This is a genomic window from Pseudomonas sp. EB271-G4-1, assembly GCF_058791355.1.
This window is the reverse complement of record NZ_JBYTEO010000016.1, coordinates 65712-87694: the sequence shown is the minus strand read 5'-3', so window position 1 is coordinate 87694 and position 21983 is coordinate 65712. Positions and strand designations below refer to the sequence as shown.

At 58.5% G+C, this 21983-nt stretch carries 19 protein-coding genes; 10 read left to right on the top strand and 9 right to left on the bottom strand.

Annotation, left to right across the window (positions count from 1 at the left end):
- Positions 1-375: 375 nt before the first annotated feature.
- Positions 376-921, top strand: coding sequence for a cytochrome b (locus AC3WWR_RS10710; RefSeq protein ID WP_033040253.1), 546 nt, complete (start codon positions 376-378; stop codon positions 919-921).
- Position 922: 1 nt separating this feature from the next.
- On the opposite strand, the gene AC3WWR_RS10705 is transcribed toward AC3WWR_RS10710, so the two are convergent.
- Entirely contained in the window at positions 923-3205 is a 2283-nt protein-coding gene (locus AC3WWR_RS10705) for a heavy metal translocating P-type ATPase (protein WP_492598683.1), read from the bottom strand.
- 350 nt (positions 3206-3555) lie between these two features.
- Between AC3WWR_RS10705 and AC3WWR_RS10700 the strand changes: the two genes are divergently transcribed.
- Complete coding sequence (locus AC3WWR_RS10700; RefSeq protein WP_020800305.1) at positions 3556-4098, top strand: Hsp20/alpha crystallin family protein; 543 nt, start codon at positions 3556-3558, stop codon at positions 4096-4098.
- 214 nt (positions 4099-4312) lie between these two features.
- Positions 4313-5278, top strand: coding sequence for a ribose-phosphate diphosphokinase (locus AC3WWR_RS10695; protein ID WP_432669283.1), 966 nt, complete (start codon positions 4313-4315; stop codon positions 5276-5278).
- Positions 5279-5321: 43 nt separating this feature from the next.
- Here the strand turns inward: AC3WWR_RS10695 and AC3WWR_RS10690 are convergent, their stop codons facing one another.
- The 3 genes from AC3WWR_RS10690 to AC3WWR_RS10680 form a co-directional block, all read right to left on the bottom strand.
- Entirely contained in the window at positions 5322-6209 is an 888-nt protein-coding gene (locus tag AC3WWR_RS10690) for a universal stress protein (protein WP_492598682.1), read from the bottom strand.
- Positions 6206-7579, bottom strand: a complete 1374-nt coding sequence (locus AC3WWR_RS10685; protein WP_033044935.1) for an MBL fold metallo-hydrolase RNA specificity domain-containing protein — start codon at positions 7577-7579, stop codon at positions 6206-6208. The genes AC3WWR_RS10690 and AC3WWR_RS10685 overlap by 4 nt, the downstream gene beginning before the upstream one ends.
- A 95-nt stretch (positions 7580-7674) precedes the next feature.
- Positions 7675-8595 carry a universal stress protein gene (locus AC3WWR_RS10680; protein WP_492598681.1) on the bottom strand — a complete coding sequence of 307 codons (921 nt, stop codon included), beginning with the start codon at positions 8593-8595 and terminating at the stop codon, positions 7675-7677.
- Between the two features lie 230 nt (positions 8596-8825).
- Between AC3WWR_RS10680 and ftsH the strand changes: the two genes are divergently transcribed.
- Entirely contained in the window at positions 8826-10646 is a 1821-nt protein-coding gene (ftsH, locus tag AC3WWR_RS10675; RefSeq protein WP_492598680.1) for an ATP-dependent zinc metalloprotease FtsH, read from the top strand.
- A gap of 26 nt (positions 10647-10672) precedes the next feature.
- Positions 10673-11098: a potassium channel family protein gene (locus AC3WWR_RS10670; protein WP_020800311.1), complete on the top strand. Its 426-nt coding sequence runs from the start codon at positions 10673-10675 to the stop codon at positions 11096-11098.
- Positions 11099-11120: 22 nt separating this feature from the next.
- On the opposite strand, the gene AC3WWR_RS10665 is transcribed toward AC3WWR_RS10670, so the two are convergent.
- Complete coding sequence (locus AC3WWR_RS10665) at positions 11121-13496, bottom strand: phosphoketolase family protein (RefSeq protein WP_492598679.1); 2376 nt, start codon at positions 13494-13496, stop codon at positions 11121-11123.
- A 224-nt stretch (positions 13497-13720) separates the two neighbouring features.
- On the opposite strand from AC3WWR_RS10665, the gene fnr reads away from it, so the two are divergent.
- Together fnr and AC3WWR_RS10655 are read left to right on the top strand one after the other, a co-directional pair.
- A complete protein-coding gene (gene fnr, locus AC3WWR_RS10660) occupies positions 13721-14464 on the top strand; it encodes a fumarate/nitrate reduction transcriptional regulator Fnr (protein WP_492598678.1) in 744 nt (247 codons plus the stop codon).
- A 23-nt stretch (positions 14465-14487) separates the two neighbouring features.
- Entirely contained in the window at positions 14488-15471 is a 984-nt protein-coding gene (locus tag AC3WWR_RS10655) for a zinc-dependent alcohol dehydrogenase family protein (RefSeq protein WP_033044944.1), read from the top strand.
- Here AC3WWR_RS10655 and AC3WWR_RS10650 read toward each other — a convergent pair.
- Positions 15461-16372: a universal stress protein gene (locus AC3WWR_RS10650; protein WP_151141294.1), complete on the bottom strand. Its 912-nt coding sequence runs from the start codon at positions 16370-16372 to the stop codon at positions 15461-15463. The genes AC3WWR_RS10655 and AC3WWR_RS10650 overlap by 11 nt on opposite strands.
- Before the next feature lie 223 nt (positions 16373-16595).
- Between AC3WWR_RS10650 and AC3WWR_RS10645 the strand changes: the two genes are divergently transcribed.
- Positions 16596-17159, top strand: coding sequence for a GNAT family N-acetyltransferase (locus AC3WWR_RS10645; RefSeq protein ID WP_083348581.1), 564 nt, complete (start codon positions 16596-16598; stop codon positions 17157-17159).
- A gap of 54 nt (positions 17160-17213) precedes the next feature.
- On the opposite strand, the gene AC3WWR_RS10640 is transcribed toward AC3WWR_RS10645, so the two are convergent.
- The 3 genes from AC3WWR_RS10640 to AC3WWR_RS10630 all read right to left on the bottom strand — a co-directional run bounded on the left by AC3WWR_RS10640 (position 17214) and on the right by AC3WWR_RS10630 (position 19741).
- Positions 17214-18137 (bottom strand): universal stress protein, encoded by a 924-nt coding sequence (locus tag AC3WWR_RS10640; RefSeq protein ID WP_083348580.1) that lies wholly within the window; start codon positions 18135-18137, stop codon positions 17214-17216.
- Between the two features lie 104 nt (positions 18138-18241).
- Entirely contained in the window at positions 18242-19480 is a 1239-nt protein-coding gene (locus AC3WWR_RS10635) for an MgtC/SapB family protein (RefSeq protein WP_188265022.1), read from the bottom strand.
- 51 nt (positions 19481-19531) lie between these two features.
- Positions 19532-19741, bottom strand: coding sequence for a hypothetical protein (locus AC3WWR_RS10630; RefSeq protein ID WP_020800319.1), 210 nt, complete (start codon positions 19739-19741; stop codon positions 19532-19534).
- A 312-nt stretch (positions 19742-20053) separates the two neighbouring features.
- On the opposite strand from AC3WWR_RS10630, the gene AC3WWR_RS10625 reads away from it, so the two are divergent.
- Together AC3WWR_RS10625 and AC3WWR_RS10620 are read left to right on the top strand one after the other, a co-directional pair.
- Positions 20054-20974, top strand: a complete 921-nt coding sequence (locus AC3WWR_RS10625) for a universal stress protein (protein WP_151144033.1) — start codon at positions 20054-20056, stop codon at positions 20972-20974.
- Between the two features lie 49 nt (positions 20975-21023).
- A complete protein-coding gene (locus AC3WWR_RS10620; protein ID WP_020800321.1) occupies positions 21024-21929 on the top strand; it encodes an amino acid ABC transporter substrate-binding protein in 906 nt (301 codons plus the stop codon).
- The last annotated feature ends 54 nt before the right edge of the window (positions 21930-21983 follow it).

The window sequence follows — 21983 nt, the reverse complement described above, 5'->3', positions numbered from 1 at the left end:
TCCATCAGCATTCGGGTCGTATCGACCTTGCACACTGTTTCTTCGATCTGCAGTGTTGTTTTTGGAGCGTAGTTCATCCGCTGGCGATTGAAGTATTTGCCTCAGGCGAAAAAGATCGCACCGTCAGCAGTCGGTAAGAAACAAACTGACTGCCAAAGATTATGAAAATGACACCGCGACGCATTTTCGTACTCACTCTCTTCATTCAGAAGCTGGCGTCGAAGCCACAGCAGTGGTTAATCCGACGCTTGAGCCAATAGAGGAAAAAGGCAACGCCTTTTGTTGAACAGATCGACCCATTGCTTCTTCAGATTGCCTTAAGGCTTGGCAGGCAGGGTACTGGCTCTTTCGAAGCATCCATCTGTCGAGGCCACCATGACACGCCACTCAACGCCACAGCACTACGGACAACTGACGATCACCCTGCACTGGCTAATGCTGCTGTTGTTTCTCGGTGTATACGCTTGTATCGAAATCAAGGGGTTGATGCCACGCGGTGGCCATTTGAGGAGTTTTTTTCTGGGGCTGCATGGATTGTTCGGCCTGAGCATCTTCGCCCTCGTCTGGGTTCGTCTGCTCGCACGCCGTCTTGCGCCGCGCCCGCCTATCGCACCGGCTTTGCCCGCCTGGCAAACCGGCATGTCACACTTGATGCATACGATGCTGTACATACTGATGATCGCCACACCCCTATTGGCTTGGCTGCTGCTATCGGCAGAAGGCAAACCGATGCCCTATTTCGGTTTTTTCCTGCCCTCGCCGATAGAAGTTGATCCGTCATTGGCCAAGCAGTTCAAGCACTGGCACGAACTGCTTGGGAGCACCGGTTATTGGTTGATCGGACTGCACGCGGCGACCGGGTTGATTCATCATTACTGGGTGGGTGACAACACGTTGATCCGCATCCTGCCCAGACGTTGATTCAGCGCCAATCCAGATAGCGAAACAGCTCCTCTTCCTGATCAAAATGCATTCGCACAAGCGTATCCAGCCGAATCAACTGGTGCTGAATCTCATCTGCCGATGCCGTTTCGGGGGCGGCACAGAAGTCACGGCTCATGCGCGCCAGCAGATGGATCAGGCGAAAGATCTCCCGGTGTGCGTGGCTCATGGCTGACATGGGATCCTCGCCTGGCATGCTTTGCGTCAGTTGCGGATACAGTGTGTTTTCGTCTTCACGTTCATGGCGTGCCAGGGTTGTTTGCAGCTTGTTGACCAGCGCCTGCAAATCCGACTGTGCTTGTGCCAATGGACGCCGGGCAAAATCAATGGCCAGTTGATGCAGGTCGCTGAGTACTGAAGACAATGCCTTGTGCTCGTCCTGCAGGTGATCGATCTGTTGCGCTGCCAGCCTTTGTTGGCGCACTCCGCGCAGCGGCCCCAATGCACGCAAGGCGTTGATGATGATCGCCACATCGATGCCCTCTTGCACAACGGCACCGATAAGCGGCGGCAGATAACCCAAAGCCGCCACCACCATGGCCAGCAACGACATGCCCATGCCGACCAGCACACCCTGGCGGGCGATGTGGCGGGTTTGGCGGGCAATGTCCAATGCCTCCACCAGACGATCGAGACGGTCTACCAGCAGCACCACACCCGCGGCTTGTGCAGAAGCCGTGGCACCACTGGCCCCCATGGCCACGCCGACGTTGGCCGCCGCCAACGCGGGGGCATCATTGATGCCATCGCCGACCATCAAGGTGCTGGCGCGCAAACACCCTTCCTGCACCGCTCGCACTTTGTCCTCGGGAATCAGCCCTGCTCGCAGCTCGTCAATCCCGGCGGACAGCGCAACCATTTCGGCGGTTTCCAGGCGATCGCCAGTGAGCATGACGATCCTCTCTATGCCCCTGGCGCGCAGGCGGCGCAGGGTTTGCGGCGTTTCGCGACGCACGTTGTCCGAAAACACCAGCAGGCCGGCAAGTTCTCCATCCACGTCAATAAAGCTTCCACTGCACGCCAGGTAATCCATATGGCGTAACATGGCTGCACCCCAATCGGATGCAGGTGCGTCGGCATGAGCAAAAGACAACGTGCCGAAACGCACCCGCCTGCCATCGACCACCCCGCAAAGGCCGGCGCCCGGACTCTCATCCACCTGTCGGGGGATGCTCAGAGGCAATTGACGCTGGTGCGCGGCGTCGACAATGGCCTGGCAGATGGGGTGCGTCGAGGCCTGCGCCAGCGAAGCGGCCAGGCCAAGCAAACCCAGGGGGTCGGCAAGTCCATTGACCTCGATTGATTGCAGACGGGCATGGCCGCTGGTCAGTGTTCCGGTCTTGTCGAGAAACACCTGTTTGACACCGGCCAACGCCTCCAGGGTCGCGCCGTCCTTGATCAGTATTCCGCGCCGCGCCGCCCTCGAAATACCTGACATGATCGAAATCGGTACTGCCAGTATCAACGGACACGGCGTGGCCACCACCAATACCGCCAGCGCTCGCAAGGGATCGCCACTCAGTTGCCAGGCCGCTGCGGCAATCAGCAAGGTCAACGGGATGAAGAACAACGCATAACGGTCGGCCAAGCGCACGAATGGCGCGCGTGAACGTCGCGCCTCCTCGGCCAGCCGAACGATCCCGGCATAGGTGCTCTGTGCGGCCGTTCGCGTGGCGCTCAGCAGGAGGGGTGCACCGACATTGGAAACACCACTGTGCAGTTGCTCGCCTTCTCGACGAGTGACGGGCAACGATTCGCCGCTGAGTGCCGATTCATCCAGTTCGGCGGTGGGGCTCAGCAGGCGCCCGTCGACCGGTACCACCTCCCCCAGGCGCACCAGCAATGTTTGATTGGGCTGGATCTGTTCTACGGGGATCTCGCGCAACCCGCCCGCCTCCTGCAACCAGGCAAAACGTGGCGCCCGGTCGATGAGGGCACGAAGCTCACGTTCGGCGCGTTGGCTGGTAAAAAACTCCAGGGTACGTCCGCTTGCGAGCATCAAGGCAATCACCGCTGCCACCAGTGTCTGCGCAAAGGCCAGGGCGGCGGTGATCGACAGCAACGCGATCATGTCTACACCGGCCTCGCGCCGGGCCAGACGCCTGACGATCTCGACCAACAGTACCAAGGCCATCACCACGCTTCCTGCGGCCCAGCACATCGACGCCCAGTCCGGTCTTTGCCAAAGGTGTGCAACACCCCCCGCCAGCAGCGTCATGGCGCTGAGCAGGAGCAGCGCGGGATCCAGCCATTTACTGAACATGGAGGTGATTTCCTCGAAGGGCAATTCACGTTGTCGAAGCAAAAACGCCCGCGGCCCATTGAGGTAAAGCTTAGGTCTCGATTGTCTATCGTGTCCGTTTTGGTTGATGGACAGAGGCCTTGGCCAGTGACGAGGTGACAGCGGTATCGGAGCAAACCGTTTTTGCCCTCTTTCTGATTTATATCAAGCGAGTTTTGGGCATTCCCATGGACATTAGAGTCAGCGTTCGCACCATCGCATGGGGTGAATGACGCTGGCTTTGAAAGGTCAGCGCCGGGTTGATTTTTTCAGGGCGGACGGGTGTACGGACTGTTTTGAGCCTGCCCTTTAACCAAGAGGAGTCGTGAAAAATGAGCAATTCCGTGAAAAAAATGCCGATCCAGACCGAAGACAAATCAAGCCAGCATCCAGCGACCTCAGACTTTTGGCGGCCCCTGGAAAAACTGCGGCAACAGGTCGATCACCTGTTCGACGAGTTCAATCGCGGTTCTGGGCTATCGCCCTTCAGCCGTGGGTTGTTTGATGTCGAGCCCTTCTGGCGGCGCGAACTGAGCGGCCATGGCCTGCCTGCCGTGGACATCACCGAGAAAGACAAGAGCTTCGAAATCACTGCCGAACTCCCCGGCATGGATCAAAAGAACATCGAGCTCAAACTGTCCAACGGCAACCTGATCATCAAGGGGGAAAAGAAAGAGGACAAGGAGGAGAAAAGTAAGGGCTATCATCTTAGCGAACGTCACTATGGTTCCTTCGAGCGCACGTTCAGCCTGCCCAAAGGGGTCGATGCCGAGAAGATCGAAGCGAGTTTCAGCAAAGGCGTGCTGAGCATCTCGTTGCCGAAAAAGCCCGAAGCCATGAAGGCCGACAAGGTCGTGCCGATCAAGGCCGATTGACCGCGTAGCTGCCCCCCTGCCGGGAAACCGGCCGGGGGGTTTGTTCTTCGGTCGCTTGACCACGACCCTTGTACGCCAGTGCATCAGGATTGGCGTAAGCTGAGCGTGAATACACCTTCATCCGGCGGTTGCCTCCGAGGTCACGGTACATGCGCTTTCTTTTCGAAGTTTCAGGTAAGGCGCATTTCCTATCCCGCCTCCAAGGAGCCGCTGCATGCTGACCCTGCCCCCGCTTCTTTTTGCCCTCAAAGGCACTGAAATCTACGCCGGCCGCGTCGCTCAACGGCTTGGTTGCCAACTGGCACGCCACGAAGAGCGTGACTACGAAGACGGCGAACATAAATGCCGCCCGCTGGATCCGGTTGGCGGTCGTGACGTCGTGGTGTTCCATTCCTTGTATGGGGATGGCCAACAGAGCGCAAACGATAAGCTGTGTCGCTTGCTGTTCTTCTGCGGTGCGCTCAAGGATGCCGACGCTCGTCATGTGCAAGTGGTGACGCCCTACTTGTGCTACGGGCGCAAGGATCGCCGCAACCAGCCTCAGGACCCGACCATAACGCGTTATGTAGCCGCCCTTATTGAAGCCAGTGGCGTGGATCGCCTGATCGCCCTGGACGTGCACAATCCGGCAGCGTTTGACAACGCCTTCCGCATTCCAACCAGGAACCTGCAGTGCACCGAATTGTTCGCCGGGCATTTCGCCGGGCTGGTCGACGACGCCGAAGTGGTTGCGGTTTCCCCCGACTCAGGGGGTAGCAAGCGCGCCGAGCAGTTTCGTCAAGCCCTGGAACGGCAACTGGGGCGTCCGGTTGGCAGTGCCCTGATGGAAAAGCACCGCGATCACGCCACGCTGACGGGCACTCTCTTGATCGGTGAAGTCTCAGGCAAGACAGCCATTGTTTTCGACGACCTGATCAGCACGGGTGAAACGCTGACGCATGCCGGCCTCGCCTGCCAAACGGCGGGTGCCGCCCGACTGTTCGCAGCCGCTACCCATGGTTTGTTTACCGCAGGCAGTCGGCTGTTCGACCGGCCTCTTTTTGAACACATTGCGATCGCTGACTCCGTGCCGCCGTTTCGCCTGCCACCTGACTGCGCCACGCGTCACCTGCAGATACTCGACAGCACGACCCTGACCGCCGCCTTGCTGGCGGAAAATGCTGCCTTTGATCCTGCCTGAGCATTTGCCCGCCCCACCAGGCGAGCGGAACCCCGAGACGACTTCAAACCGCCAGTACGCTGCAGGGCACTTGATACAGGATATGTTCGGTCGTACTGCCCAGAGGGTGCTCCAGGCCTTGGTACTGGGCTCTGCCCATCACAATCACATCCACATGATTCTGGCTGGCGAATTCACTGAGTGCCGTGACGGGGTGACCCAAGACGAAATGCCGGCGGTCGGCGGGCACACCGTATTGCCTGGCGAATGCAAGAAACGACTTTTCCAACGCTTTGCGCACCCCTTTACTCAACGCTGACAGCTTCAAGCTATCGCTCAACTCTTCCAGGTAGTCCTCTGACATTTCATGGGCATAGAGCAAGTGCAATTCGGCATCACACTGGATGGCCAGGCTGGAGGCCTGTTGAATGATGCGGCCGTTGAGTTCGCTGTGCCCAGATTCGCCAGCCGACACGTCCACTGCCGCCACCACCTTGCGGGGCAAGGCGTGACCGGCCCCGCCTACCAGATAAACCGGTACTGGACACTGGTGCAGCAGGCGCCAGTCCAGCGAGTTGAAGAGCGCGCGTTTGAGCACGGATTCCTGTTGAATTTCCTTGATCAACAGGTCGGGCTGTAATTCTGCGACGTATTCCAGAATGCCTTGCTTCATTTCATCAGCCCAGGCCACCTCGCTGGTCACGTCGATTCCTTTGCCGCGCAGTAGTTTTTCCTGATCCTTCAGCCAATCGCGATGGTCCTGCAGGTAACGTTCCCGGGCCTTTTCCCGGTCGCTATCTTCGAGCAGCGACAACAATTTCAACGATGGAACCAGGGCCGCGATATGCAACCCTGCGCCACTGGCCCGGGCCAATGCCGCAGCATGGGTGATGGCCGGAGAATGACCCAAGGCAAGGTGGATGATGAGTAACAACCGTCGATACTGGCTCATGATTCGACTCCGGGGGTGAGGTCGACGCTATCGCGATACTCCGGCACCGACACCGACCACCCAAGTTCCAGGCTGATACGGCGGCGCAGCGCATCCGATGCGTTTGGCTCGCCATGCACCACAAATGTGTGCCTGGGGGGGCGCTTGAAGCCACGCAACCACTGCATGATTTCATCGGCGTCAGCATGCGCCGACAGCGTTTGCATCGGCACCACCTCAGCGTTTATCGGCACCTCCTTGCCATGGATACGCACCGTTCGAGAGCCCGCTACAATTTGAGCCCCCCGAGTGCCACCGGCCTGAAAGCCCGGCATCAACAGCGTGTTAAGCGGATTGGGAGCCAGCGCCTTGAGGTGGTGGACAACGCGCCCTCCGGTCGCCATGCCGCTGGCGGCGATAATGACCGCCGGGGTGCGTTGCTGATCAAGCGCTCTCGAATCCTCGACCGTGCGGACGAATTGCGCCACATGGCACATACCCTCGCAGTCCTCCAGGGATAACCTGTGCTCGCTGCGAAACCGCTGGTACAGGCCCGTGACGTCGGTGGCCATCGGGCTGTTCAGGTAAATGGGAATATCAGGAATCGCACGTTGGCGTTTCAACTGATAAAGGTGGTACATCAGCAATTGGGCGCGTCCCACCGCGAACGATGGCACCAGCGTAATACCGCGGCGCAACGCGGTTCGGTTGATGACCTCAGCCAATTGCTGTTGCGGCGATTCGTCTGGATGTCTACGGTCGCCGTAAGTCGACTCCACCAGCAGGTAATCCGCCTGTTCGACGGTTTGCGCAGCGAACATCAAAGGATCGTCAGGTCTGCCCAAATCCCCTGAAAACACCAAGGTCTGGCTATCGGCAATCACTTCCACCGTCGCTGCCCCCAGAATGTGCCCGGCGCCCCGCAGCTCAATGGTCATGTCAGGGACAATCTGGATACTGTGGTTCAGCTCCACCGGCCGTAACAACTTCAGTGCATGCTCAGCATCTTGCTCGGTGTAAAGCGCCAATGCCGGGCTGTGCTTTGAAAAGCCATGCCGGTTGGCGAACTCAGCCTCTTCTTCCTGCAACCGGCCACTGTCCAGCAGCAGGATTTTCACCAGCTCACAGGTCGCTGGCGTGGCATAGACCGGGCCGCGATAACCATTGCGCACCAGTACGGGCAGATAGCCGCTGTGGTCAAGATGGGCATGGGTCAACACAATGGCGTCGAGGTCGTTGACCGGAAGCTGGAACGGGTCGCGGTTGTGTAATCGCAGTTGCTTGTAGCCCTGGAACAGACCGCAATCGATCAACACATGTTGGTTACGATGTTCCAGTAAGTACTTGCTGCCCGTGACCGTGCCCGCGGCACCCAGAAATGTGATTCGCATGGCCGTTTCCTTGCGCTTGCAGGGGAGCGCTATTGATCGCGCCTTTTGCACCCAGGCAAGTTGATTTTTATCAACTGTGAGCGACAGTGCCCCTTTCAGTCCGGTGGGGGTGATGGCTTGACGATCATCAAACTGCACGGGGCCCTGTTCAATACACGCTCAGCAGTACTGCCAATGAACGGGTCTTTGCCGTAGTGATAAACGGTGCCCAACACCACCACGTCGAATGCATTCTGTTGCGCGAAAAGCACGATGACCTTGTGGGGGATACCGGTCAGCGAGTGTCGGCACGTTTCTTTTATGCAATAGCGCTCAGCAAGCGCTTCGAAGGCTTCTTGCTGCGCATCTTCGATCGCGTCCCTCAAACTGTCATCAAGACTGTCTATCGGCACACTCAATGGTGCATCGCTTATTACAGACCAATGGCTGACGTTGAGTACGTGCAGCGCGGCACCACAGCTTGCCGCCAAGGTAGACGCCACATCGAGTATTCGGTCATTGAGGCCCTGCGTCAGCTCTTCCAGATGGGACAGATCGATCGCTGCGAGGATTTTCAACGGCTTGGGGTGCGCGGCACTGGTCACCAGGTGCAAGTGCGCAGGACATGCGCGCAGCAAGTGCCAGTCCAAAGGTCGATGAAAGGCCCGGTCGAGTGCCGGCACGTAATGAGTATCCTTGATCACCAGATCCGGATGAAAGTCATTCACGTACTCAAGCACATGCGTCAGGCTCGATCTGGCCCAGACTACTTCGGTGGTCACCTGCATGCCGATGCATCGTTTGAAGCGGGCTTGTTGCTCCAGCCACTGCCGATGCACTTGCAGATAACCTTCCCGCGCCTGGGCCATCGCCTCATGGTCGAGCAGACCCGCCATCGCCAGTGCCGGGACATAATCGAACGCGACAATATGCAAAAAGGCACCGGTCGCACAGGCCAGTGCATACGCACGCTCAAACGCCGGGGTAAGGGTCATTTCGCCGGGGGCTATCAACAGAATGCGTTTGAGTTTGAGCATCACGTGCCTCTCCCTGAAACGTTTACTGCAAATGCAGTGACCCAAGTATCGGGCGCTACACATTGGGAGCACTGATTTTTGTCAAATAAATCGCTGGCAGTGCGCCCCTCCCGTGCTCATGGAGAGATTGTTGATTTACCTCAACCATTTTCCTGCGCCCAGGCGTAGAAAAATACTGACCGGCCATCATCGTTCGTCCCTGGTCGATGCCACGACGCAGAGCCACGTCCATGAAAAAGAATCACCAATGGAACCTGTCTTACTTCGCGATAGCGTTTGTCGTGCTGACCCTGGTTCAAATTGTGTTTTTCGAACGCAATGTCGTGCAAAGCATTCCGTACAGTCAGTTTGTGCAATTGCTCAGCGAGCAGAAGCTCAGCGATCTACGGGTCGAGAAAGATCAGATCAGCGGCAAACTGCAAGAGCCTATCAACGGGCATAACCAGTTTTCCACGGTGCGGGTGGATCCGGCGTTAGCGGCGGAACTGGGTCGTTCGGGCGTCGGATTCACCGGGGTCAACGAAAACACGTTGCTCAATGGCCTGCTGGGCTTGCTGCTGCCTTTTGTCCTGATCATGGTGATCTGGCATTTCCTGTTTCGCGGGCTGGCGGAAAAGCAAGGTGTCGGAGGATTGATGAGCATCGGCAAGTCCCGGGCCAAGGTATTTGTGCAGCGCGAGACCGGCGTGACCTTTGCCGATGTGGCCGGCATCGATGAGGCCAAGGCCGAACTGGTGGAAATCGTCTCTTTCCTCAAGGACAAAGCCAAATACTCACGCCTGGGGGCGCATATCCCCAAAGGCACTTTGTTGGTCGGCCCTCCGGGAACCGGCAAGACCTTGGTGGCCAAAGCCATCGCCGGTGAAGCCGGCGTGCCTTTTTTCTCGATATCGGGGTCCGAGTTTGTCGAAATGTTCGTGGGCGTAGGCGCCGCCCGAGTGCATGACCTGTTCGAACAGGCGCGCCAGGCGGCACCTTGCATCATCTTCATCGACGAACTGGATGCACTGGGCAAAATGCGCGGCGTCGGTGCGTTTGGTGGCAATGACGAAAAAGAGCAGACCCTCAATCAATTACTGTCAGAACTGGACGGGTTCGATCCCCGTGAGGGCGTCGTGCTGCTGGCCGCGACTAACCGGCCAGAGATTCTCGACCCGGCGCTGCTGCGGGCCGGACGGATCGATCGGCAGGTGCTGATCGATCGCCCCGATCGAAAAGGCCGCCAGGCAATCCTCAAGGTCCATCTGCAAAAAATCACTGTGGAACCCGCGATCAATGCCGAACAGATTGCCGACCTCACCACCGGCTTTACCGGTGCTGACCTGGCCAATCTGGTCAACGAGGCCGCCATCGTCGCCACCCGTCGTGGAGCGCAAGCGGTCGGTCTCGACGACTTTACGGCCGCCGTGGAACGCATCGTTGCCGGGATTGAACGCAAGAGCAGTGTGCTGCGCCCCGAGGAACGCCAGGTGGTGGCGTATCATGAGATGGGGCATGCCCTGGCTGCCAGCAGTCTTCCGGCCATGGATCCGGTGCACAAAGTGTCCATCGTGCCTCGCGCGATTGGCTCGCTGGGGTATACCCTGCAGCGTCCAACCGAAGATCACTTCCTGATCAGTTGCCAGATGCTCAAGGACCGGATCGTTGTCCTGATGGCCGGGCGCGCTGCCGAATACCTCGCTTATGGCCAGGTTTCCACTGGAGCTGCCGATGACCTGGCCCACGCAACAGATATCGCCCGGCAATTGATCACCCGGTTTGGCATGAGCGCCGAGCTCGGACAGTCCGTGCTGGAGCGACAAAACACCACGTACCTGGGTGAACGCATGCCGGCGCAGGGTGATAAAGACTATTCGGAACAGACAGCCAGGGAAGTCGACCTGGGTATTCGCGCCCTGCTCGATGAAGCCTATGGACGAGCCAAGGCTTTGCTCGAAAGTCGTCGAGCCGATCTGGACGCCGGTGCCCATCTGTTGCTTGAAAAGGAAACCTTGTCGCCTGAAGACTTTCCAGCGCTCATACCTGTACAGCGTCCTCCCGATTCATCTTAAATACCCCGTAAAAATGGAGTCTTGCCATGCTGGCAGTCACGCTGATCAATACGCTGGTGGTCATCATCGTTGTAGTGATCCATTACGAATGTCTGTTGCGCTTGAACGATTGGCTGCCTCGGCTCAAGCTGTGGAGCCGCTTCAGAATTGTCGTCGGGGTATTTGGTGCCCTGCTGGCCCATGCGGTAGAGGTCTGGTGCTTCGCGCTGGTTTATTACCTGATGGTGCACTCCGGCCAATGGGGCGGCCTGACGGGCAACTTCGACGGTACGCTGATGGACTGCGTTTACTTTTCCTTCACGACCTACACGACGATCGGCTTCGGCGATATTTCACCGGTGGGCAACCTCAAGTATTTGACCGGCTTGCAGGCCCTGACCGGGTTGGTGCTGATCACGTGGACCGCATCCTTTCTGTTTCTTGAAATGCAGAAGTACTGGAAGCGCAAGTAATGGTTTTGTCGCCGACCTCCAGTCAGTTGGTTACTCTCGGTGTCCATTGCCAGTTGAGGATTTCGGGCATGTCCTGTCCATGCTCAATGAGGTAGAGCTTGTGTTTTTCCAGGATCGACCAATAGCGTGAGCGCGCGTCTTGCAACTGATCGTGCAACCGGGGCACCCGCTCGATGACGTCCAGCGCCAGCCGAAAACGATCCAGGTTGTTGAGCACTGCCATGTCGAACGGCGTCGTGGTCGCGCCCTCCTCAATGAAGCCCCGCACATGAAAATTCTCATGATTGGTGCGCTTGTAAATCAACCGGTGAATCAGCGCGGGATAGCCATGGAAGGCGAAGATGACCGGTTTGTCGACGGTAAACAGTTCGTTGAATGCCGTGTCCGGTAAACCATGGGGATGCTGGAAGGAAGGCTGAAGCACCATCAAGTCGACGACATTGATCACCCTCACCCGCAAATCCAGTACGTACTCGCGCAACAAAGTCACTGCGGCCAGGGTTTCCAGGGTTGGCACGTCGCCGGCGCAGGCCATCACGACGTCCGGGTCGTCGTCCTCGTGGCAGGCCCAGCCCCATCGGCCGATACCCGCCTGGCAATGGCGCAGGGCAGCGTCGATTTCCAGCCACTGCCATTCCGGTTGTTTACCGGCGACGATGACGTTGATGTAGTCGCGGCTTTTGAGACAGTGGTCAGCCACCGAGAGCAGGCAATTGGCGTCGGGTGGCAGGTAGATGCGCACCACGTCCGATTTTTTGTTCGCCACCAGATCGATGAAGCCCGGGTCCTGGTGGGAGAACCCATTATGGTCCTGGCGCCAGACATGGGAGGTCAGCAGAAAATTCAGCGAGGCGATCGGTTTGCGCCATGGCACCTCGGCGGCGGTTTTCAACCATTTGGCATGCTGGTTGACCATCGAATCGACGATGTGGATAAAGGCCTCGTAACAGGACAGCAATCCATGGCGTCCCGTCAGCAGATACCCTTCGAGCCAACCCTCGCACACTTGTTCACTGAGAATTTCCATCACACGACCATCGGCCGCCAGATTGAGGTCCTCAAGCTCCAGCGGGTCCATCCACGCCTTGGCGCTGACGTCATAGACCGCATCGAGTCGGTTCGAGGCGGTTTCATCCGGGCCAAACAACCGAAAGTTGCTGGCGCCCAGGTTGTTTTTCATGACGTCGCGCAGGTAGGTGCCCATGACCCGTGTCGCTTCGGCCCGCAGGGTGCCGGGGGCGTCAAACTTCACCGCATAGTCGGTAAAACGCGGCAGGTTCAAGGGTCGCAACAACAGGCCGCCATTGGCATGGGGATTGGCGCTCATGCGCCGCTGTCCGGTGGGCGCCAGGGCGGCCAGTTCGGGGAGCAAGGTGCCGTTGGCATCGAACAATTCATCAGGCCGGTAACTGTTGAGCCATTCCTCCAGCTGGCGCAGGTGCAGCGCCTGGCGGAAATCGGCCAGCGGGACCTGATGTGCCCGCCAAGTCCCCTCGACCCGGTGACCGTCGACAAACTTCGGCCCGGTCCAGCCCTTGGGCGTGCGCAGTACCAGCATCGGCCAGAGTTGGCGCTCCGATGGCTCATCCTGCGGATGCTGGCGCGCAACGCGCTGAATCTCGGCAATCTTGAGCGTGATCGTGTCCAGTGTCCTGGCCAGCGCCTGATGCACCGCCATGGGGTCATCGCCTTCGACAAAATAGGGATCGTAGCCATAGCCATACATCAGCGCCGACAGCTCGTCCTCGCTGATTCTGGAGAGCACCGTGGGGTTGGCGATTTTGTAGCCGTTCAGATGCAGGATTGGCAGCACCGCGCCGTCACGCGCGGGGTTGAGGAACTTGTTGGAGTGCCAACTGGCCGCCAGCGTCCCCGTTTCGGCCTCGCCATCACCGATCACGCAAGCGACGATCAAGTCGGGGTTATCGAACGCCGCACCGTAGGCATGGGCCAGGCTATATCCCAGTTCGCCGCCCTCATGAATCGACCCTGGGATTTGCGCCGACACATGGCTGGAAATGCCATACGGCCAGGAAAACTGCCGAAACAGACGGACCAGGCCATTACTGTTGCGCTCCACCGAGGGATAGCACTCGGTAAAAGTGCCTTCCAGATAAGTCTGCGCCACCACCGCCGGCCCGCCATGGCCAGGACCGGCGATGAACAAGATGTTCAGGTCGTGCTGGTTGATCAACCGGTTGAGGTGCGTGTAGATCAGGTTCAATCCCGGCGTCGTGCCCCAATGGCCCAGTAACCGTGGCTTGATGTGCGCCAGGGCCAGCGGCTCCTTCAGCAACGGGTTGTCCTTGAGATAAATCTGCCCGACCGCCAGGTAATTGGACGCCCGCCAATAGGCATCCAGCCCTTCCAGTTGCTCGGTACTCAGACAGTCGCTCATCGCAATTCTCCAGTCGTATCCCGTACACCGATCAATAGGTTGATTCTGTGGGTCTGCAAGCGTTCAGACTTGATTTACCTCAAGTTTCAACGCCGCTCTGATTCTTATCTGTAACAAAGCCGGATCAGGGTCCATTCGTCTGATCACTCAGTTCCAGGCGTCTATTCTCAACGCCCAGCGGCAATAGACACTATGCTCAATAGGCTGATATCGAGGGCTTCCATGTGACTGAAACTCGATCGTATCGCGATCAACATCTCAAAACGGCGTGCTCCAGTTGCAGCGTATTGGAGCTGTGCCTGCCGTTAGGCTTGACCGGTGCGGAAATCGAGCGCCTGGACACGCTGATCATTCAACGGCTCAAGGTCAAGAAGGGCTCGGCACTCTACCGCGCAGGCGATCCATTGCGTTCGCTGTATGCCGTGCGACTGGGTTCATTCAAGACCAGCGTGCTTTCCATCGACGGTCGCGAGCAGGTCACCGGGTTTCAGATTCCAGGTGAAATGCTCGGCCTGGACGCCATCAGCACAGAACTGCATACCTGCGATGCGGTTGCCCTGGAGGACAGCGAGGTCTGCCCCATCCATTTTGCCCACCTGGAAAAACTTGCCCGAGAGTTGCCTTCATTGCAGCACAACCTGAACAAAATCCTCAGCCGGGAAATCGTGCGTGATCACGACATGATGATGATGCTGGGCAACATGAACTCGGATGAACGGTTGGCCGCTTTTTTGCTGAATATGTCGCAACGCTTGAATTCCCGTGGTTATTCGTCGCGCAATTTCGTGCTGAAAATGCGCCGGGAGGAAATCGGTTCTTATCTGGGCCTGCGCCTTGAAACCGTTTGTCGGGGCATCGCTCACCTGCGTGACCAAGGTTTGGTGGAAATAACCGGCCGCGACGTCAACATTCAGAACATGGATGGACTCAAGCAACTGATAGTGGGCTGTCATCGTCACCTGAGTTGAAACCTGCCGCCTGGAGTGTGTTCATGCGTGCCATGGTCCTGCATCGCCCCGGCCAGTCACTGCAATTGCAAGAGCGCCCCATTCCCACGCCCGACTCACAGCAGCTGCTGATCAAGGTCCTGGCGTGCGGCGTGTGCCGCACCGATCTGCACCTGGTGGATGGCGAATTGCCCCAAGCGCGGCTGCCACGCGTGCCGGGGCATGAAATTGTCGGCGAAGTCACGGCCGTCGGTGCCGACGTCGCTGCCGAGTGGATTGGCCGGCGGGTAGGCGTGCCCTGGCTGGGCTGGACCTGCGGGCACTGCGTATTCTGCCGTTCGGGACGAGAAAACCTCTGCGATAAGGCCCGGTTCACCGGCTGCCATCTGGACGGAGGGTATGCCGAGTACACCGTAGCCGACGCACGCTTTTGCTTCCCGATCCCTGAGGCACTTTCCGACACCCAGGCCGCACCGCTGCTGTGCGCCGGGCTGATTGGCTTTCGGGCCCTGCAAATGGCCCGAGGCGCCCACCATCTGGGCCTCTATGGTTTTGGCGCGGCGGCACACCTGGCCATTCAGATCGCCCGTGGACGTAAACAGAAGGTGTACGCCTTCACCCGTCCAGACGACAGCGAAGGCCAGGCTTATGCCCGGTCGCTGGGTGCCGAATGGGCCGGGCCCTCGGATCAGCCTCCGCCGCATCTGCTCGATGCCAGCCTGATTTTCGCCCCGGTTGGTGCCTTGGTGCCACTGGCACTGGCGGTCACCGTCAAGGGAGGCTGCGTGATTTGCGCCGGCATCCATATGAGTGACATTCCCGCCTTTCCCTATCGGCTGTTGTGGGGCGAGCGCAGCGTTCGATCGGTCGCCAACCTGACCCGTGAAGATGGCACAGCGTTTTTCGAGGCACTGCAGCACACGCCCGTTCACTCTGACGTCACCTGTTTTGCCCTGGACGATGCCAATCAAGCGCTGGAACGGTTGCGGAGCGGGCAGTTCAACGGCGCAATCGTACTCATACCCTGACGCGCTGCCTGACCGCCAGGATGCTCCCTGGCACCGAGTACAGCGCCCGCTCGGTATTGCTGCCGATCAGCCGGTCGATCCCAACCCGATGCACAGTGCCCATCACCACCACGTCAGCCAAATACTCCTCGACGAACCCGCTGATCACCGGTACCGGCAACCCCATGACGAAATGGCGTCGTTCCGGCGGCACGCCATAGCGCTCCGCCAATGTCACGAACGCCTGGTGCAAGGACTGACGCAGCTCCTCGATAACGTCCACGCCCCACCCTCCCCCGGCCAGTGGCGCATCGCTGTTGAAGAGGGGTGACAGGTCATAGGCGTACAGCAGGTGTAACGGCGCGTCGCATTGCAAGGCCAGGGCATTGGCGGTCTGGATGATGGTGTCATTCAAGCCGCTGATTTGAGTCGCTGGATCGAAGGGGTCCACGGCTGCCACGATTCGATGCGGCAAGCTGTAGCGGACATGGTTGACCAAGTGCACGGGGACCGGGCACTCACGCAACAGGTGGCAATCGAGTGGCGTGATGAATACTCGCTTGAGCACCGGTTCAAGGCTGACATCCTTGATCAGCAGGTCGGGCTTCAGATCCTCGACCGTTTTCAGTATGTCCAGCAACGGATGGGTGGTGAAGACGGCTTTGACTGTCACATCCAGCCCCATATCGTTGAGCCGATCGAGCTCTTCGGCCTCCCAGCGGCGGTAGCGACGCATATAGCGTTGATGCTCTGTGTCGTCGACTTTCTCGGCCCACAAATGAACCACTGGCACCGGTTCGGCAAACACCCGTACATCCAGGACTGCGCCGGCGGCCTTGGCCAGCGCGACGGCACGCTGTTCGGCGGGAGAGCGTTGCAGGTTTTGATCGACGATCAGCAGCAACCGTTGATATTGACTCATCACACACCTCCATTCGATCCCGGTCATCACTCGCCGGCATGCTTCAACACTGCGCCCTGATCCCTCTCGCGTGCTTGATGTAAATCAACCCGCACGCACTGACGCGCCTGACGCCTGTCTCTGATCCAGATCAAATTCCAACCTGGACAGCAGGGTAAAAAGAACTCGAGCGCGGATTTTTTGCCGCCCGCACGTCCTTGAAACTGCACTGGAGGAATACCCCATGCTCACTGTCAAAGACCACAATGATCGGGCTGCAGCCGCCTATGCCGCCGTCGATGGCCAATACTGGATTGAAGCACTCAGGGACGGCCGCCACGTGTTGATCCGGCCACTGACGGAACAGGACCGCGACCGTGAATATGACTTCATCAAGCGGCTGTCTCCCGAATCCAGGCACATGCGTTTTCTCGCACAGATCAACGAGCCCGGCACGACGATGCTCAACCAATTGATGGACACCGACAACAAACAGCGCGTGGCCTATATCGCCCTGGTCCACGATAACGGGCAACTGATCGAGGTTGGCATCAGTCGTTATGCGGCCACCGGGGAACATGAATGCGAATGCGCCGTCACGGTCGCCGATCTGTGGACGCACCTGGGCCTGGGCACATTGCTGATGACGCATTTGATCGAGGCCGCCCGCCGCAACGGCTTTCGCCAGATGTATTCCGTGGACGCCGCCAGTAATGCGCCCATGCGCGACCTGGCCAAGGCACTTGGCTTCGAGAGACAGTGTGATCCTGACGACAGCCGCCAGGTCATCCATCGTCTTCACCTGTAGAAAAGTCGCCCCGCGATGTCTCGGCCAACGGCTCATCGCGGGGCGTTCCCCACATCAGGATTGCAGCATTTGTCGCGGCTTGATCGCCAATACACTGCACGGTGCCTGATGCAGCAGGTGCTCGGCCGTGGTGCCCAGCAACTTGCTCAAACCCTTGTGCTGCACCGTGCCCATGACAATGACATCGGTGCGGTGTTCGGCGGCAAACTCACAGATACTGGGCACGGGCGCGCCTTCCCTGAAGAAACGATGCTGCACAGGCACGCCGTGGCGTTCAGCGATGGCCGCAAACGCCTCCTGCTGAGCCGTTCCCAACATTTCATACACCCCGTTAGCCAGTTGCAATGCGCCAAAGCCCATGTCCTGGGCATATACAACCGTCCAGTCATACACATGCAGCAGGTCAAGATCGGCATCGCAGATCGCGGCCAGTTTCGCCGCTGCGTCGATAATGTGGTCGTTGAACACCCGGTCCTGATCCTCATCGCGCATTACATCGATGATGGCCAGCACATGACGCGGCCGCGGATTCAGCGGCGTGGTCACCAGATGCACCGGCACCGGGCAATCACGCAGCAGTTGCCAATCCAGCGGCGTGAAAAACACGCGCTTGAGCGCCGATTCTTCATGGGCGTCCTTGATGATCAGCGTCAGTGGCATCTCGTTGATAAAGTTGAGGATCTCTGCATAAGGATCCTGTACCCACACCACCTCGCTGGTGACCTCGACGCCATGCTTGCTCATCAATCCGGCCTGATCCGCGAGCCATTGCCGATGAGTTTGCAGATAGCCATCCCGGGCCAGGCTGAATTGCTCCGGGGCAAACAACCCGGCTACCGCCAACGCCTGTGAGTAGTCGAACGCCACGATGTGCAACGGCAAATGCATCGCCTGCGCCAACGCCGCGGCCCGGTCGAACGCCGGGGTATGCTTCATGGTTGAAGGGGCGATCAGGAGTAAACGTTGAGTCTGCGACATGGGGCACCTCGGCGCGCGGCCATTTCAATCCGGTAGTAGATGCTCAGATTGATCGATTGTTGTTGCGCCCCCTTGATATTTGTCAGTGATACGCACGATGTCCGTCAGTTCAGGCTCATCCCCGCCCACATTGCCAGTGTCAGCAACACCTGGCCCGGAATCACGTAGGCGGCGAAACGACGTCCGCCGCTGACCCACGCCACCACGCATTTGCTGACTGAGTTGCTGCTGATCGCTATCAACAGGGGCCCGACGATAGCGTCGAACGGTAAACGGCCGGACTTGGCCAACGTGGCAATCGACGCCGTCGAGGAATGTGCATCGGCAAAACCCGAGATCGTGGCGGTGAGCATGACCCCCAGCTGGCCAAAATGGCTAAGCATCATGGATGAAACAAAGGTGATACCGGTCATGGCCAACGTGACGATCAGGGCCAGCTTGAGGTTGAACGCACCTCCGACCTTGATCGGCTGGTTGGCGCCGGCCGTCGGCTTGGGGAGCATCAGGCATAAGCCATATAACGCTGCCGCGACAGCGCCGCCGATCAGGGGCCCCCACATGTGGCGCAGCAGACCGGTGTCGACCGCCCCCAGGATCAGGCCGACCTGGGTAACGGTGGCCATGTTGGACAGGATCGCGGCCGCGCTCAGGAGCTTTATGTCGTCGGGCTGCCGGGCGACGAGATGGCCCATGGCGGCGATCGTCACGGCGCTGGAGGCAAACCCGGAGGCAATGGCGCTGATGGGGTAACCGTAGCGGATACCCAGGGTACGCACTGCAATATGCCCAATCGCCCCCACTGCCATCAGCAACACGGTCAGTGTGCAAATGGTGCGCAAATTGATCGCAGCATAGGGGCCGATAAAACGATCCGGCGCCAAGGGCAGCACGACCAGCGCAGCGGTCAGCAGGATCAGGCCGTCACCCAGCTCGGCATCGGTCAATTGACTGCGGGCGAAGTAGTGCAATTTCTGTCGATAGGCCAACAATCCCGCGATGGCCACGCCAATGGCAATCGCCAGCGTCGGCCAGGCACCACACAGCCCACCCAGTATCAGGACACTGAGCAGGGCCACTTCACTGGTCACACCGGGATCGTCGCCAACGCTGCGCCAGTACGCTACGGTGAAGAGCACGCCGAGGATGATCGCGACGATGCTTATCAGCAGGTTGCCACCGAGCTGCATCGCCACATAACCCAGCAATGCAGTGATCGCATAGGTGCGCAAACCGGCACACGCACGGTTCTCCTCCTGCCCTTTGTGCCGTTCGCGCTCAAGGCCGATGAGCATGCCAATTCCCAGCGCAGCAGCGGCTCCCGCCATCCCGAAGGTTTCATTCATTGGGTTGTCACCTGCACAAGCCCGGCCCCGTGCTGGCCCACGTCCTGCTGACTACACGAGATCGGTGCGAGCCTGCGGTATTCGGCTGGCACGGGCTGCCGAGTCTCGAGCATTCGGCCAGGCATGGGGGGCTTCGATACGTGCCTTGAGCTGATCAACGAATGCCTGCGCTTGCGCCAGGCTATTGAAATTCACTTCCAGGGCATCAATGCACACGCCCCAACAATGGCTGGCGGGTTTCTCCGTGATATCAATGAACATAAATACCTCCATCCGACAACGAGAATCACCCCGTGCGCAATCGGGCACAAATTGGCAATGGCGTCCGGCACCAGCACGCAATCCAAAGACTGCACCGCCGTGACAGGAGAAGGATTGATAATGGTCAACTAATTCTTCACTGGACGCGGCTTTGGGCAACCGCACGTCGAGCGATAGCGTCCGTCCCCCTCTCATTTGACAAAGATCAAGTCCACCCTCCCGGCCGCAAGCACCATGATTGCAAGGTTCAACTGCCCAAGGCCTCGGTTATTTGGGGCAAGCCAACGCGCGATTACCGACCGGAGATCCGTCATGTCTGATCAATCACGTTTCATGCTGATCGTTTCACCGTTGATGGAAAACAGCCCTGCCTTCGACCGGGCCGCCGCATTGGCCAAGGCCTCGGACGCGGCACTGCACATCGTAGCGTTCGATTACCTCGAAGGGCTGGCGACGGCTGGAATGGTCAACGAACAGGCGCTGGAACAGATGCGGCTGGGTTATGTCGAGCGCCATCGCCAATGGCTTGAAGACCAGGCTAGACCGCTGCGCAAAATTGGCGTTCACGTCACCACGGAAGTGGTCTGGGTGGAGAGGCCCTTGCAGGAAATCCTCATCCATCTCAAGGAACAGCCGATGGCCGTATTGATCAAGGCGCTCGAACATGAGTCCCTGCTGTCACGCCTGATGTTTACCCCATTGGATATCCACCTGTTGCGTGAATGCAAGGTGCCGCTGCATTTTGTCAGCCATATGCACCATGCTTTGCCGCGCAAAATCGTCGCTGCAGTCGACCCTTTTCATCGTGATGACCAATATGAAGGTTTCAACGACAGTATTTTGCACGAGGCGTCAAAACTGGCCGCCATTTGCAACGCCGAGCTCGACGTGGTCTACGCCCACGATCTTTCATCCATCAGCGCAGATGAATTTGGCTTCAGTAATGGTTCGGCATTTTTTTCTTCGAGCAAGGCCAAAACCCTTTTCGATGCGCAAGCTGAAGCGTTCCGCGAGCTTTCTCAGCGCAACGGTATTGGGCCGGAGCGCCAGCACATGATCATGGGTAATCCGGCCAAGGTGCTTTCCAGCTATGTCGGGGCCTATGACACTGATGTCATTGTCATGGGGCGCGTCGGCCACGGCGCCATGGAGCGTTTGGTTGGCAGCACTGTGGAACATCTGCTGTACAAGATGCCCTGCAGCGTGTGGGTGATTTCACCCGAAGACATCTGAACGATGGATCTTTGCCGATCAGAAGAAACACCTGACGGGAGAAAGAGGAATGAGCGCTCAACCGATTAAAGCCGCCCACCTGCTTCTTGTCTGCCTGCTTTCCCTGGTATCCGCCGTCGCGGGAGCCGACACGCTTGAACGGGTGCGCAACAGTCACTCGGTAGTGCTGGGGTATGTGCCTGACTTCGCACCGTTCAGTACCCAGGACGGTGATAAGGCCAGCGGATATGCGATCGATCTCTGTCAGGGCATCTTCAACGCACTGAAAACCGAGTTGAACCTGCCTTCACTACAAGTTCGTTATCAGCCCGTTGGATTGGGCGAAGAAACCAGCGCCGTGAGCACTGGAAAAGTCGACATTCTCTGCACCCCGACGCCGGCAACACTGGAACGTCGGAAAACAGTCAGCTACTCCATTCCTGTCTACACGGCCGGCCTATCGGCCGTGGTCAACAAAAAGGCGCCTAATGCGCTACTCAGGGTGCTGAAAGGCGACGTGGTCAAAACCGGCCCAACCTGGCGTACAGACGTCAATCGCGCATTGGCCAACATGACGTATGCCACGATTGCTGGCGGCGTCACCGAGCAGTGGATCAATCAACAGATACGATCCCTGGGCGTGGTCGCCACACTCGTCACGGTGCAAGACGCGGCCGCGGGCCTCAAGCGTGTTGCCGATGGCAAGGCAGATGTTTTCTTCGCTGAACGCACAATGCTCAAACATGAGCTCACCGACCAATACGTCACCGGAAATCTCGTATTGCTTGATCGCATCTTTGAGTACTCAACGACCTCGATGATGCTCGATCGTGATGATGAAAACTTCCGACTGTTAGTTGATAGCGCGCTAAGCGAGATGTATCGCAGTGGTGAGATTGAGCGCCAATATGACAAACACCTGGGAGGCGTCAGTGATACCTCCCGAATGTTTTTCAACCTCTATGCCCTTCCTTGATGACGACAGGGGTCAAGGGGAAGCTCACGGCGGCGGGAGCTTTCCAGCCAGCGG

Coding starts and splice junctions, on each gene's coding strand:
- AC3WWR_RS10710 (WP_033040253.1), top strand. CDS start 376: ATGACACGCCACTCAACGCCACAGCACTACGGACAACTGACGATCACC.
- AC3WWR_RS10705 (WP_492598683.1), bottom strand. CDS start 3,205: ATGTTCAGTAAATGGCTGGATCCCGCGCTGCTCCTGCTCAGCGCCATG.
- AC3WWR_RS10700 (WP_020800305.1), top strand. CDS start 3,556: ATGAGCAATTCCGTGAAAAAAATGCCGATCCAGACCGAAGACAAATCA.
- AC3WWR_RS10695 (WP_432669283.1), top strand. CDS start 4,313: ATGCTGACCCTGCCCCCGCTTCTTTTTGCCCTCAAAGGCACTGAAATC.
- AC3WWR_RS10690 (WP_492598682.1), bottom strand. CDS start 6,209: ATGAGCCAGTATCGACGGTTGTTACTCATCATCCACCTTGCCTTGGGT.
- AC3WWR_RS10685 (WP_033044935.1), bottom strand. CDS start 7,579: ATGCGAATCACATTTCTGGGTGCCGCGGGCACGGTCACGGGCAGCAAG.
- AC3WWR_RS10680 (WP_492598681.1), bottom strand. CDS start 8,595: ATGCTCAAACTCAAACGCATTCTGTTGATAGCCCCCGGCGAAATGACC.
- ftsH (WP_492598680.1), top strand. CDS start 8,826: ATGAAAAAGAATCACCAATGGAACCTGTCTTACTTCGCGATAGCGTTT.
- AC3WWR_RS10670 (WP_020800311.1), top strand. CDS start 10,673: ATGCTGGCAGTCACGCTGATCAATACGCTGGTGGTCATCATCGTTGTA.
- AC3WWR_RS10665 (WP_492598679.1), bottom strand. CDS start 13,496: ATGAGCGACTGTCTGAGTACCGAGCAACTGGAAGGGCTGGATGCCTAT.
- AC3WWR_RS10655 (WP_033044944.1), top strand. CDS start 14,488: ATGCGTGCCATGGTCCTGCATCGCCCCGGCCAGTCACTGCAATTGCAA.
- AC3WWR_RS10650 (WP_151141294.1), bottom strand. CDS start 16,372: ATGAGTCAATATCAACGGTTGCTGCTGATCGTCGATCAAAACCTGCAA.
- AC3WWR_RS10645 (WP_083348581.1), top strand. CDS start 16,596: ATGCTCACTGTCAAAGACCACAATGATCGGGCTGCAGCCGCCTATGCC.
- AC3WWR_RS10640 (WP_083348580.1), bottom strand. CDS start 18,137: ATGTCGCAGACTCAACGTTTACTCCTGATCGCCCCTTCAACCATGAAG.
- AC3WWR_RS10635 (WP_188265022.1), bottom strand. CDS start 19,480: ATGAATGAAACCTTCGGGATGGCGGGAGCCGCTGCTGCGCTGGGAATT.
- AC3WWR_RS10630 (WP_020800319.1), bottom strand. CDS start 19,741: ATGTTCATTGATATCACGGAGAAACCCGCCAGCCATTGTTGGGGCGTG.
- AC3WWR_RS10625 (WP_151144033.1), top strand. CDS start 20,054: ATGTCTGATCAATCACGTTTCATGCTGATCGTTTCACCGTTGATGGAA.
- AC3WWR_RS10620 (WP_020800321.1), top strand. CDS start 21,024: ATGAGCGCTCAACCGATTAAAGCCGCCCACCTGCTTCTTGTCTGCCTG.